Raw genomic sequence first — 12,721 nt, forward strand, 5'->3', positions numbered from 1 at the left:
CACTGTTCGCGTAAGGCGGTTGTGCGCCCTATCCGGTCGAGCCGTGTGACGGGGGAAGCGGTGGCCGTTCCATCGCCCCAGCCGGGAGGATCGATTTAGATCCTTGGGCACCGGGTGCCCGCCCCGATCCGGCTGTGTTCGATTGTTCGAGACGGACTTGCAACGATCCGCCTGCCCCGTTACGCAAGAGATGATATAGCATCTCATGCGTAACGGGGGACCTGTGAAGTCTGCAACAATTGGCGCCGGGCTGTTGCTCGGCCTCCCTGCCTGCGCCGCGGCGGCGGCCGGGCCTGTCGTGGACGACGAAAACGCGCACACGAAGGAGATTATCGTCACCGGCATCGCGGCGGACGACGGCTATGCGCCGACGGCAGCGGCGGTGGCGGGGAAGAGTCCGGCACCGCTCATCGCAATTCCGCAGTCCGTGAGCGTGGTCACCCGGGAGCAGATCGAGGACCGCAATCTTTTCACGATCGGCGAGGCGGTGCAGACGGTGGCCGGAGTCACGGTCATGCCGTTCGACGGTACGAACCCGGACTACCGGGCGCGCGGCTTCGTGCTCGATTACGCTTATGACGGCGTACCCTCGACCTTTTCCTCCGGCGTTCCGGAATTCGACCTCGTCATCTACGAGCGGGTGGAGGTTCAGCGTGGACCGACCGGCCTGTTCCGCGGCTCCGGGTCCCCTGGAGGGACCATCAACCTCAATCGAAAGCGCGGCTCCAGCGCCTTTCAGGCGTCCACCGCCTTGTCCGCCGGATCGTGGAAAAACCTGCGCGGCGAGTTCGACATCGGCGGCCCGATCGATGCTGGTGCACGGCTGCGTGTACGGGCGGTCGGCGCCCTGCACGACCGCGATTTTTTCCAGGAGAAGTCCCATACCCGCAAGCTGACCGCCTACGCTGCGCTCGACTTCGATCTGACACCGACAACGACGCTCGGTGCGTCGCTCAGCTACCAGGACACGGTCGCCGACACGCCGATGAATGGTCAGCCTGCCTATGGATTGCGGGTGGACGGGAATTCGTCGACTCGCCATCCGTTGACCGACCAGTTCCTGAACTTTCCGCGCGACTTCCAGCATCTGCCGAGCTGGAACCGGTTCACCGAGACGACGACTGAATATGCCGGCGAGGTGAGGCAGGAAGTGGGCGGATGGCAGGTCGTCGTCCGCGCCCTCCACCGCGACATCCCGCGAGCGTGGCAGGACGCGTTCATCCAGCCCGGCACCGGCGTCGATCCGGTGACTCTCACCGCCACTTACGTGAACCGTCGGGCGAGTGGCGTGAATGGGAAGACTGCGGTGGATGCCTATGCCACCGGCCCGTTCACCTTGTTCGGCCGGGAGCATGAGCTGGCGATCGGCTATAGCTGGGACAAGCGGACTACTTCGTTCCTCCAGCGCACACAGACCTCGCAGGGGCGATTCTCGATCTTCGAGGCGGACCGCATACCCCTTCCATCGAGTCAGTTCACGTCGGGCAGCGAGACCGACCTGCAGCAGAGCGGCTTTCACGCGCAACTTCGCTTGCGCCCGTTCGATGGCTTCACGATCGTGGCGGGCGGCCGCATCAGCGACTATACCAACAAGACGCGAGGCATCGCGCCCTCGCCGGCGACGGATTTCGCGGTCGGCGCACGCGAGCGTGGCAAGTTCACGCCGAGCCTTGGCGCAGTGCTGTACCTCACCGACGACATCACGCTCTACGGCAGCTACTCGGATATCTTCAATCCGCAGACGGCGCTCCAGGTCGACGGCAGCGTGCTCGATCCGCGGGTTGGGCAGCAATATGAGGCCGGGCTGAAGGGGCGCTTCATCGATGGAGCGCTCAATGCGAGCGGCGCCGTGTTCCGGAGCAAAGACAAGAATCGATCACTTGCCGACACCGCGAATCCCGGCTTCTTCGTTCCCGCCGGCGTGGTGAAGATCGAGGGCTTCGAGTTCGAGGTGACCGGCAGTCCGTTCAAGGGGCTGGACCTCGTCGCCAGCTACACCAACGTCAAAACGGAATATGAGGTCGGCACGGCCGCCCAGAACGGTGCCGTTTTCGACCTCAACACGCCGCGTCATCAGTACAAATTCTACGCTCGCTACGAGCCTGCGACGCTTGGCGGAGCCTTCGCGGCGATCAGCGTGAACGGGCAGAGCGGCGTCGTCGCAGGCGGCGTCGCCGGAATCCGCGAACAGTCTCCGTTCGCCATCGCCGGCGCCCAGCTCGGCTGGCGGTTCAACGACGGTCTGCGCGCCTTCGTGTCGGTCAACAACCTGTTCGACAAGGTCTATTACCAGCGGGTCGGATCGATCAACACGTATAACTTTTACGGCGAGCCGCGTAACGTCCTGCTGACGCTCCGAGCCAGCTACTGAGATGGGTCGCCCGCTCGCAGCGACGGTTGCCGGTCAGCAATGGCGGCTGCTGATGCGCGACCGCCGGCTGTTCCTGCTCGGTTTCGCGCTCCTGCTGCTGCTCTGCACTGCGGGATTGACGGGCGCGGCGCTGCACGCCGGGCGGGAGGCCGAACGGCGCGATGCGCAATCGAACGAGGCGCAGATCTGGGCACAGCAGGGCGCGGCAAATCCGCACGGTGCGGCCCATTTCGGACGCTATCTGTTCAAGCCGACATCGCCACTGGCGGCGTTCGATCCTGGCCTCCTCCCGCAGCTCGGCACGTCGCTGAAGCTTGAGGCCCATGCCAACAACCCGGCACGCCACCGCGCCATCGACGGCGGCACGGCATTGGACCGCTTCGGGGATCTCAGCCCTGCGACCATGCTGCAGGTGCTGGCGCCGCTCCTGATCATCCTGTCGGGCTTTGCCGCCTTTGCCGGTGAGCATGCCCGCGGACTGCTGCGTCAGGAACTTGCCGCAGGCACCGGGCCGACCATGCTGATGGCGGGGCGACTTGCGGCGTTCGGCGGGCTCGCCGTCGGGCTGGTGGCGGTGGCAGCGCTCGCGTCGGCTGCCGCCCTGCCGCTAGCCGGTGCCGCCGCATCGGATTTCGCAGCCCTGCTCTGGATCATGGCGGGCCATGCTCTCTATCTCTTCACCTTTGCAGCGCTAACGCTCGGCGCGTCGGCGGCTTTCACCTCCGCTCGAACCGCACTCGTGCTCCTGCTCGCCTTCTGGGCCATGGCGACCCTGTTCGTGCCGCGGATCGCGCCCTCCATTGCGGAAAGCCTTGCCCCGACCCTGTCCGGACCCGCATTCGAAGCCGCGGTCACCAAGCAGATGCGCGAGGGGCCGAGCGGCCACGATCCCCAGGACGCTCGGCTGCAACGTCTCCGCGAGGAAACGATGCGGCGCTACGGCGTGTCCAAGATCGAGGATCTGCCGATCGACTTCAACGGCGTTGCGCTCTTCCACGGCGAAGCTTTGTCCACCTCCCTCTACCGGCGCCACTTTGCTACGCTTTACGAGGGCTACGATCGCCAGGCGGAAATCCAACGCGGCTTTGCCTTGCTGTCGCCGTTGCAAGCCATCCGACCCTGGTCGCGCGCCTTGGCGGGCAGTGATCAGCATGCCCACCGTCGCTTCCTGGAGCAGGCCGAACTCTTCCGCTACGAATTGGTCCAACGCCTCAACGGCGCCATTATCGTCCGTCCGCGAACCGGGGGAGCAGGTCCCTTTCTTGCCGATGTGGCGGCGATTACCCGCGACGCCCGCTTCACGCCCGAGCCGCCGTCCACGCGTGAAGCGGTTTCGCGCCACGGGGTCGATCTCGCCATCCTCGCGGCCTGGGCGGCGATCGGCACGCTGTTCGCGTTCGCTGCCGGGAACCGGCTTGGAAGGTCCAACGCATGAGCCTGGTCCAACTCGAATGGATACGTGCCTGGCGAGATCCGGTGATGCGGATCATCCTGCTCCTGTTTGCGCTTGCCACGGGGTTTTCGGTCCTGTCCGGCGCGCGCTGGGCAGCCGAGCGCCAGGCGCTGGTGACGCAGGCCGTTGCCGAAGGCGACGAGATCATGGCGCTGCGGCGGGCCGAATTTGCCGCACTGCTCGCCAAGGGGGAGAAGCCGAAATTCGGCCTCGTCTACGCGACCGCCCTGCCCTTCCGCGCCGGTCTGCCCAATGCGCCGCTCGCAGTCCTGTCGGCGGGGCAGGCCGAGAGCTTTCCCGCAGCGGCCAGCATCTCGCCGTTCATCGATCCGTACACGATCTTCGATGCGCACGCAGCCGGCCTGGAGAGCCCCATCGTCCTCGCGGCGGGACGCTTCGACCTCGCATTCGTGATCGTGCTGCTGCTGCCGCTTCTGTTAATCGCGGCGACCTACGACTTCTGGTCCGGCGACGTGGAAAGCGGCAGCGCCCGCTTCCAGCTCGCGCAGCCGGTGTGGCCTGTCGGATTGATTCTCGCACGTGCTGGGGTGCGCGGCGGCGGCCTGCTTGCGGCCATGACGGCAATCGCCGTCACCGCGCTGCTGGCAGCTGGCGCGCGAGATGTGGCGAGCCTCGCCCTGTTCGCGCTCGTGACATCCGGGTACGGCACATTCTGGATCGTGCTGGCGATCCTGATCAACCTGTTCGTTCGTGCCTCGACGACCGCCGCTCTCGCGATGGGGACGGCGTGGCTGGCGGTGACCATCCTGATCCCTGCCATGAGTGCAGCAGCCGCGCACCTCGTTGCGGCGCCACCCTCGGCCATGGCCTACACGAATGCGGTGCGCGGCGCAGGGCTCGAGGTGCGGGCGGCGAATGCGGGGGCCGCACGCGCAGCGGCCACCGCGGCTTCGGGACGGGCCTATCCCGCCGCGCTCTGGCACAGCCGGCGCGAGATCCAGCAGCGGGATGCACGCCTCCGCCAAATGCACGAGGCCTACAGCCGGGGCTGGAGCGCGCATCGGACGCTCGCCGACAGGTTGCGCTTCCTCTCTCCCGCGGTCCTCACCCAGGATGCGCTGGACCGCATCGCCGGCACCGACGCAACCCGCGCACTGGCCTTCCAGGTACAGGCGCGCGCCTTCGCCGGCGAGATGCGCCTGCTCGCGTTCGACTGGATGGACGAGGATCGGTTGCTGACGCTCGCCGACTATGACTCGGGCCTGCCGCGCTTCACCTTTGTGGAGCCGAGCCGTGCCGAACCCCTGACGCGCGACGTCACCGCTCTTCTGCTGATCACGTTTCTGCTGCTCACAATGGCTGCACTTCGCCTGCGGGGCGGACCGGCCAAGCTTCTCTAAGGTATCCCATCCATGCTCGAAGCTGTCGCTCTCACCAAGGATTTCGGCTCGCACCGGGCGCTCGACGGGCTGAACCTCACGGTTCCTCCGGGGGAGATCGTCTGCCTTCTCGGCGCCAACGGCGCAGGCAAGACGACGACGATCAATCTCTTCCTCGGCTTCCTCGAACCGACCTCCGGCGAGGCGCGGGTCGACGGCGTCGACGTCCGCGCCGACACGATCGGATCAAAGCGGAAGTTGCTCTATGTGCCGGAGCAGATCGCGCTGTTCGGCGCGCTCAGCGGCCTCGAGAATCTCGCCTATTTCGCGGCCTTGTCAGGAATCGAGGACGTTTCCGCGACGCGTCTGCGGGAGTGCCTCGGGCGTGCCGGGCTCGCGCGGGACGCGATGGATCGCCGCGCCAGCGCCTATTCCAAGGGCATGCGGCAGAAGGTCGGCCTGGCGCTAGCGATCGCCAAGCAGGCGCGCGCGCTGCTGCTCGACGAGCCGACTTCCGGGCTCGATCCGCAGGCTTCGGCCGAGTTCCACACGCTGATCGTCAGGCAACGCGATGCCGGTGCCGCGGTGCTGATGGTCACCCACGACCTGTTCCGCGCACGCGAGGTCGGCACCCGGATCGGCGTTATGCGCGGCGGCCAGCTTCGCCTGATGATTGATACGGCCGCCATCACCGCATCCGAACTGGAGCACCTCTACCTGGAAGAGATGGGGCGGATCGCAGCCTGACAAGCGCCGGTGGTGGGGCTCCGGATCCGAGCGCGATCATGATCGGGGGGCGGCTACAAATGGCATCCGATCAGGGGTGAAGCCCTGCAGCGCACCACCGAGGCTCTCAAGCGCCCCATTCTGCGAATGCGTTGCAATAGCGCTTGAAGCGTTTTACTGCGGCCCGCGGGGAAATGGGGAGGAACGCATTGCGACATTCAAGTGGTTGCCTCGTGTCGGCGCTGGCTGCGCTTGCGGCAGCGCCGCTCCACGCGGAGACGGGCGAAACCGCCGATGGCGAGATCATCGTCACGGCTACGAGAGCGGGCTCGCCGATCGAGCAGCTTCCCATCTCCGTCTCAATCGCGGACGAGGATGCGATCGTCGAGCAGCTCAGGCAAAACAGGAACCTCCTGTCCGGGCTGGAAGCGGTCGTGCCCGGCCTCAACATCCAGCCGAGCGAGACCCGCGGCTCCTGCCTGACGCGCGTGCGCGGCCGCGCCGTTTCGTTTCAGTTGAACGGGGTGCCGATCAACGAGGATCTGCGCCAGGGCTCCTGCACCGGTCCATTCACGATCAGCCCATTCGCGCTGGAGCGGGTGGAAGTGGTCCGGGGCGGCACCGCGCTTTACGGCGCAGGCGCGCCGGGCGGGATCATCAATCTGATCACCAAGCGCGGCCGAACCGATGACCTGGCCGTCGATCTGACGGCGCAGACCAGCTTCAACACCGAGCGCGCGGACGACACCTGGACGACGGACGTCTATGCCGGTGCCGGCCAGCGGAGTGGGGCGTTCGATTATTATGTGGCGACCGCCTATACGGACGGCGGGCGCATTCGCGACGCCGTCGGCGATCCGTTGCTGTCCGGCGCCTACGAGGCGATCGACCTGCTGGGCTCGTTCGGACTTGCGCTGCCCGGCGGAAGCGAGCTTCGGTGGATCACCACCTTCCACCATGAGGATGTCGGGCGGCAATTCTATCCGAGCGGCATGCTGATCCCCGGCACCGACCTTGCCGAGGTGATCGAGGTCGCGCCCAATCCGCAGGTCGGCCAGGGTCGCGACCGCGATGTCACCACCACTCTGGGCTACAGCCATCCCGACCTGCTCGGCCATGCGCTGACGCTGAGCCTGTTCTACCAACATCAGTCGATAAAGCAGCGCGACAATTTCTTCGATGCCGCTACCGGCGACAGCTTCTTCTCGTCCAACCGTCGCAACGAGCGGTTCGGCATCCGCTCGGCGGCGGTGCGGGACTATGCTCTGGGCGACGGGGTCGCGCTCAAGACCAGCTACGGCTTCGATTATACCCGCAACGCGCTGTACCGCTTCGTGGTCGATGAGAATGAGACGGTGACCAGTGCTCTGTCCCCCGAAATCGTGCTCAGGACTTACGCGCCGTTCGCACAGGCCGAGCTCTCTGTCGGCGCGGTGACGCTGACCGGCGGCGCACGGCACGAATGGTATCGCGGCGAGATCACCGCGCATGCTTTCCGGCCCGATCTGCCGGGGCGCGGCACACCCGGCGATATCGGCAAATCCGCGCTGACCCTGTTCAACCTCGGCGCGGTTTACAGGATCACGCCCGACATCCAGCTTTACGGGGGCTTCAGCCAGGGCGCGGAATTGTCGCAGCTTGGCCGCGCGGCCCGCAACATCCGCAATCCGGCGACCCTTACGCCGGAGCCGGCCACCTCCGACCAATATGAGATCGGCGTGCGCGGATCGGTCGGCCCGGTGCGCTTCGGCGCGGCGGCTTACCATTCCGAATCGAAGAGCGCCGCTTTGCTGCAGGCAGATCCGAGCTGCGCCGGCGTGACTCCGATCTGCCCGCTGATCCCGCTCCGCTCGCCACAACGCTTCCACGGCGTCGAAGCGGAACTCGGCTGGAAGGTCGACCAGGCGCTTGAGCTGTCCGGGATCCTGACGCTGCAACGGGGCAAAGTCTTCGACGACGACCTCGACCGGTACATCAACTATGCGACGGACGTGGTGGTGCCGCTTCGGATCACCGCCAGAGCCGACTGGACGCCAACGGACGAAATCGGGATCGGCCTCCAGGTTTCCCATTACGGCGCATCATCCTTCTTCAGCCCCGCCGAGGAAGGACTGGGCCTCGTCGACACCGATGCGGTGACCTTGGTCAGCGCCAGTGCCCGTTATGGCATCGGCCCCGCGGAGATCTACGTCGCGGCCGACAATCTGCTCGACGAAACCTATATCAGCCCCAACAACCAGGCGGCGGGAAGCGGCAGCTTCGCTTATTATCGAGGCGCCGGCCGCCGCATCACGCTGGGCGTGGCGGCGCGGTTCTGATGCGGTGAGCCGGCCGGCGACGATCCCCCTTCCACGGCGAGACGCACCGGCCGAACCCGGCCGTGCGGTGCGGCGGCCGCTTGCCTTTCTCCTGCACAGCCTGTTCGGGCTGAAGCTCAGCCTGTTCCTCGGCTTCGTCTGCCTGACAGGAACGATCGCCACGATCAGTCATGAGCTCGAATGGCTGGTGCAGCCGGAGTTGCGGGGAACCAGCAACGGTCGCACGGACGATTATGCCGCGATGTGGGCGCTGGTCCGCGACCGGCATCCGGACGCCTATATCCAGAGCCTCGGCACCTACGACCGGGCTGAGACGGGCTATTTCGTGCGCCAGGCCGACATCGTCCTGCCCGACGGCACCGCGCGCCGGGTCTATATCGATCCGTCACGGATGATCGTCACCGGCGAGGGGAGCGGACCGACCTTTCACTTCGTCATGCGAGCGCTTCATTATTATCTGCTGCTGCCGACCGACTGGCCCTTCTACGTCGTCACCAGCCTTGGTTTCGTCCTGATCCTGTCGCTGGTCACCGGGCTGCTCACCTACAAGAAGTTCTGGCGCGGCTTCTTCCGGACGCCACGCTGGCGGCGCTCGACCCGAACCTGGGCGGGCGATCTGCACCGGCTGGTTGGCCTCTGGTCGCTGTGGTTCGTGACTCTGATCGGCCTTACCTCGGTCTGGTATTTCGTCGAGCGCGCGGCGCCGTCTCTGGAAACGCCCCTGCCCGAGGCGCGAACCCGCTACATCCTGCCGACGCCGGAGCCTGCACGCGTGGCCGGCTGGATCGCGGCCACCCGCGCCCGCTTTCCCGAAATCGCAATTACCGGAATCCAGATGCCTTATGCCGAAAGCGACCCCGTGATCGTCCAGGGACAATGGCGCGCCTGGCTGGTGCGGGAGCGCACCAACGCCGTGTTCGTCGACCCGGTCACCGATCGGGTGATCGGCGTGCGCGACGCCGGCCGTCTGTCACCCTTGGAGCGTTGGGTGCACATGGCCGATCCGCTGCATTTCGGCAATTTCGGTGGGGTCGCAACCAAGCTGATCTGGGTTCTCTTCGGGCTGCTGCTGACCGGCCTCAGCGCGACCGGCGTGATCATTTTTGCGAAACGGACCGCGCGGGCTGCGCAGGCGGTTCGATGATGCGCTGGCTCGACGCGCTAGGATGGGCCAAATGGCCAAGCCTGCTCCTGATCGCTTCTCCGATCGCGGCATATTCTTCCTGGCTCCCCGACGAGGGCGCGGCCGACGCATGCGGAATCGTCTCGGTGGAGGGCAGCCGGTTCCGAGTCCAACGCCGTGAAGACGGTGCGTTCCTCCTGCGCCCGACGAGGGAGGAGAGAAACCCGGCCGTCGTCCTTGCCGCAGTCAAGCCGATCGGCTTCGACTCGGGTGCAATGATCGTCACTCCGGAAGATGGCGCGGTCGCCGGCATCGCTTGCCGTCCAGTCGAACGTACGTGAACGGCGCCCGGTCCTGCCCGCCTCGGCGCCCGCTCAGCCGCGCATGCGCCGCAGCGGGCGCGCCCTACTTTCCAATATAGGCGGCAAGCTCGTCCGGCGTTCCATTGGGAAAGGCTTGTCTCAACTGGTCGATGAAGGCGGACACGCGTGCGCTGAGCAGACGCCGCGTAGGGTAGAGCGTCCATAAGGCGATGTCCGGTGCATCGACGTCGCCCCAATGGACGAGGGTGCCGTCGGCGAGATCGTGGCTTACCAGTGAGATCGGCAGGCGGGCGGCGCCGACTCCGGCCCGGACCGCGTCGCGAACCATGATCAGGGACGAGAGGCTCAGCACGGGCCGCGTCCGGATCGTCTCCCGGCCCTCCCGGGTCCGAACCCGCCATTCCGGTTGGTCGCCGGAAGCGCGGACGACGGCCGCCACGGCGTCGGCTGGATCGTCTCCCCTCGGACGGCGGAGCGCGGGACTGGCGACGACCACCAGACGATCGTGGAGAAAGGCGCGGCCGACCAGGCTCTCGTCCGGATCCGGATTGACCCGGATGACGAGATCGAACCCCTCCTCGATCATGTCGACCGGGCGATCCTCGCTGGTGACCTCCAGCCGAACCTCGGGGTAGCGGAGCGCGAAGTCGCCGGCGAGCTTGCCCATCGCCGTCTGGCAGAAGAGCAGCGGGGCGCTGATCCGCAGGCGTCCGCGCGGCCGCGAACCGCCGGAGGCGATTTCCACGGCCGTTTCCTCGAGTTCGGTGAGAAGCTGTCCCGCGCGCGCGAACAAGGCCCGTCCCTCCTCGGTGAGTTTCAGATCGCGCGCCCCGCGTTCGAACAGGCGCAGGCCGAGGCCCGCCTCCAGGTCCGCCACACGCCGGGACAGGGTCGCCTTCGGGCGGCCGGTGGCGCGCGCCGCCTTGCCGAACCCGCCGTGGCGGGCGACCAGGGTGTAGTCGGCGAGAGCGAGCAGGTCCATGTGTTCCACCAGTGAGACGGTGCGTCCAGATCTAGCGTCTATTGGGGCGCATGTGGATCACTAATTGGAGAAGAGCCAAGTGGCTCAACCAAGGAGTGCCCCCCATGACCATCCTCGTTACCGGCGCAACCGGAAATGTCGGCCGCAACGTCGTCGAACAGCTCGTCCGCCGCGGTGCCGACGTCCGCGCCCTCGTGCGCGATCCCGCCAAGGCGCGCTTCCCGGCCGGTGTCGACATCGTTCAAGGAGACCTGCTCGACGTCGATGCTCTGCGCAGCGCCTTCGCCGGAGTCTCCACTCTGTTCCTGCTGAACGGCGTGGTGGCGGATGAATTCACCCAGGCGCTCGTTGCGCTCGCCGTCGCCAGGGAGGCCGGGATCGAACGCATCGTCTATCTGTCGGTGATCCACAGCGATCTGTACGTGAACGTGCCCCATTTCGCCGGCAAGTTCGGCGTCGAGCGGATGATCGAGCAGATGGGGCTCAATGCGACCATCCTGCGACCCGCCTATTTCATGGACAACGACAAGACGATCAAGGACGTGGTTGCCGGCTATGGCCTCTACCCGATGCCGATCGGCGCCAAGGGCCTCGCCATGATCGACTCCCGCGATGTCGGCGAGGTCGCCGCGATCGAGTTGATGCGGCGCGAGCAGGCTGACGCGCCGCTGCCCGTGACCCGAATCAACCTCGTCGGCCCGGACACGCTGACCGGCGCCGAGGTGGCCGCGATCTGGAGCGACGTGCTAGGCCGGACGATCACCTATCCCGGCGACGACACCGGCGGCTTCGAGCAGAATCTGCGGCAGTTCATGCCAGGCTGGATGGCGCTGGACATGCGGCTGATGGCGGAGCGCTTCCTGACCGACGGCATGGTTCCCGATGCTGGCGATGTCGACCGGCTGACCGCCCTGCTCGGGCGCCCCTTGCGCCCCTATCGCGACTTCGCGGCCGAGATCGCCGCCTGAGCCCTCTTCTCCCAATCCCCAAACCAGGAGTTCCGACATGATCTACTCGACCGCGACCGTTCCGGTGAACCCCGTTGGCGGAACCAACCTGACCCGTGCCCAGGTCTGGAAGGGGCTCGAGCGCAAGGCGCGCGACGCCCGCCTCTTCCTCCCGCCGGGCCTGTGCACGCGCTGCGAAGTCACCGAGGAGAGCGCCACCCATTTCGTGCGGGAGGCGACCATTGCCGGCGCCGACCTGCGCGAGATCATCGTGCTCGAACCGGAAAGCAAAGTGACCTTCTTCCAGGCCGCCGGTCCGCGCGAGGGCGCGATCGTAAACGAGCTGATCGAGGACGAGGCGGGCACGCTCCACCTCCGTTTCTACTGCTACCTCGGACTGCGTGGTATCGAACCCGGTGGACCCGAGGAGCAGGCGGAAGAGGCGCAGTTCGACAGCGACGGTGGCTACAAGGCGGCGCTCCTGTCCACCCTCAAGCGTACCCGGGAGATGCTCGCAGCGGGAACGCTCTGATTGATAGCGCCCCCCGACCCGGACGTCAGTGCGTGCGCAATGGCGTCCGGGTCCCCTCAAGCCTTCTTTGCGGCGCTGGACGGCTACAGCGATCCCCCCGGCCCGCCCTCGAGATCGCCGACGCAGTCGACATCGGGCTCGGCCCTGGCCATCCGCTTGAGCTTCCGTGTCTGCGCGACGAGGCCCGGAAACAGCGCGTTCGGATCGATCTCGTAGCGGCGGACGAGGTCCAGCGCCCAGGCGTAGTGACGCGCACCGGCTTCGCAGCTGTTGCTGCCGCCGTCACCCTCGCCCCACACCTTGCGCCACGGGGTTCGGCCTTCCTGCTGAAGGAGTGCCTGGAAGGCGCCGACCTCGCCCTCGCCCTGGACGTAGGCAAGCGCGCGCGGACCCGTTCGGACCACGCGGAACTGCCGGATCCGGAAGCGCGCCTCGGGTCTGTCGTCGCCATCGTGGAGGATTTTGAGAATGGCGATGCGCTCCGCACTTCCGGGCGCCGGCGTATGGATCGCGGATGCGGCGGCGACCGCAATTGGCGGCGCCGCCAGCATCGCCATCGCTGCGAGCCGCAAGAGCGGAGGAGATGCCGAACGAAGAACCATCATG

At 66.6% G+C, this 12,721-nt stretch carries 11 protein-coding genes; 9 read left to right on the forward strand and 2 right to left on the reverse strand.

Going from position 1 to position 12,721, the window contains the following annotated elements; all coding sequences use genetic code 11:
- The first annotated feature begins 223 nt into the window (after nt 1–223).
- From ETR14_RS09915 to ETR14_RS09945, 7 genes are all read left to right on the forward strand, one after another.
- Nucleotides 224–2,371 carry a TonB-dependent siderophore receptor gene (locus ETR14_RS09915; RefSeq protein WP_165356398.1) on the forward strand — a complete coding sequence of 716 codons (2,148 nt, stop codon included), beginning with the start codon at nt 224–226 and terminating at the stop codon, nt 2,369–2,371.
- A 1-nt stretch (nt 2,372) separates the two neighbouring features.
- Nucleotides 2,373–3,806, forward strand: a complete 1,434-nt coding sequence (locus ETR14_RS09920; protein WP_129384454.1) for a DUF3526 domain-containing protein — start codon at nt 2,373–2,375, stop codon at nt 3,804–3,806.
- Entirely contained in the window at nt 3,803–5,185 is a 1,383-nt protein-coding gene (locus ETR14_RS09925; RefSeq protein ID WP_129384455.1) for a DUF3526 domain-containing protein, read from the forward strand. The genes ETR14_RS09920 and ETR14_RS09925 overlap by 4 nt, the downstream gene beginning before the upstream one ends.
- Nucleotides 5,186–5,197: 12 nt before the next feature.
- Nucleotides 5,198–5,911 (forward strand): ABC transporter ATP-binding protein, encoded by a 714-nt coding sequence (locus tag ETR14_RS09930; protein ID WP_129384456.1) that lies wholly within the window; start codon nt 5,198–5,200, stop codon nt 5,909–5,911.
- 188 nt (nt 5,912–6,099) lie between these two features.
- Nucleotides 6,100–8,208, forward strand: coding sequence for a TonB-dependent receptor (locus ETR14_RS09935; protein WP_165356399.1), 2,109 nt, complete (start codon nt 6,100–6,102; stop codon nt 8,206–8,208).
- A gap of 4 nt (nt 8,209–8,212) precedes the next feature.
- Entirely contained in the window at nt 8,213–9,352 is a 1,140-nt protein-coding gene (locus ETR14_RS09940) for a PepSY domain-containing protein (protein ID WP_165356400.1), read from the forward strand.
- On the forward strand, nt 9,349–9,672 hold the full coding sequence (locus tag ETR14_RS09945) for a hypothetical protein (protein ID WP_129384459.1): 324 nt from the start codon (nt 9,349–9,351) through the stop codon (nt 9,670–9,672). The genes ETR14_RS09940 and ETR14_RS09945 overlap by 4 nt, the downstream gene beginning before the upstream one ends.
- A 64-nt stretch (nt 9,673–9,736) precedes the next feature.
- On the opposite strand, the gene ETR14_RS09950 is transcribed toward ETR14_RS09945, so the two are convergent.
- A complete protein-coding gene (locus ETR14_RS09950; RefSeq protein ID WP_129384460.1) occupies nt 9,737–10,636 on the reverse strand; it encodes a LysR family transcriptional regulator in 900 nt (299 codons plus the stop codon).
- A 104-nt stretch (nt 10,637–10,740) separates the two neighbouring features.
- Here ETR14_RS09950 and ETR14_RS09955 point away from each other — a divergent pair, with 104 nt between their 5' ends.
- Nucleotides 10,741–11,604, forward strand: a complete 864-nt coding sequence (locus ETR14_RS09955) for an SDR family oxidoreductase (RefSeq protein ID WP_129384461.1) — start codon at nt 10,741–10,743, stop codon at nt 11,602–11,604.
- Nucleotides 11,605–11,641: 37 nt separating this feature from the next.
- The gene (locus ETR14_RS09960) at nt 11,642–12,115 is read left to right on the forward strand and encodes an SRPBCC family protein (protein ID WP_129384462.1); all 474 of its coding nucleotides are present in this window, start codon (nt 11,642–11,644) and stop codon (nt 12,113–12,115) included.
- A gap of 83 nt (nt 12,116–12,198) precedes the next feature.
- Here ETR14_RS09960 and ETR14_RS09965 read toward each other — a convergent pair whose 3' ends face one another.
- Entirely contained in the window at nt 12,199–12,720 is a 522-nt protein-coding gene (locus ETR14_RS09965) for a hypothetical protein (RefSeq protein WP_129384463.1), read from the reverse strand.
- Nucleotide 12,721: the final 1 nt, after the last annotated feature.

It is taken from the genome of Sphingosinicella sp. BN140058 (genome assembly GCF_004135585.1).
In the GTDB taxonomy this organism is placed as follows: domain Bacteria; phylum Pseudomonadota; class Alphaproteobacteria; order Sphingomonadales; family Sphingomonadaceae; genus Allosphingosinicella.

What these genes read in the sequence shown, in the direction of transcription:
- ETR14_RS09950 (WP_129384460.1), bottom strand. Translation starts at nt 10,636, where the DNA reads ATGGACCTGCTCGCTCTCGCCGACTACACCCTGGTCGCCCGCCACGGC.
- ETR14_RS09965 (WP_129384463.1), bottom strand. Translation starts at nt 12,720, where the DNA reads ATGATGGTTCTTCGTTCGGCATCTCCTCCGCTCTTGCGGCTCGCAGCG.
- ETR14_RS09930 (WP_129384456.1), top strand. Translation starts at nt 5,198, where the DNA reads ATGCTCGAAGCTGTCGCTCTCACCAAGGATTTCGGCTCGCACCGGGCG.
- ETR14_RS09945 (WP_129384459.1), top strand. Translation starts at nt 9,349, where the DNA reads ATGATGCGCTGGCTCGACGCGCTAGGATGGGCCAAATGGCCAAGCCTG.
- ETR14_RS09925 (WP_129384455.1), top strand. Translation starts at nt 3,803, where the DNA reads ATGAGCCTGGTCCAACTCGAATGGATACGTGCCTGGCGAGATCCGGTG.
- ETR14_RS09920 (WP_129384454.1), top strand. Translation starts at nt 2,373, where the DNA reads ATGGGTCGCCCGCTCGCAGCGACGGTTGCCGGTCAGCAATGGCGGCTG.
- ETR14_RS09955 (WP_129384461.1), top strand. Translation starts at nt 10,741, where the DNA reads ATGACCATCCTCGTTACCGGCGCAACCGGAAATGTCGGCCGCAACGTC.
- ETR14_RS09960 (WP_129384462.1), top strand. Translation starts at nt 11,642, where the DNA reads ATGATCTACTCGACCGCGACCGTTCCGGTGAACCCCGTTGGCGGAACC.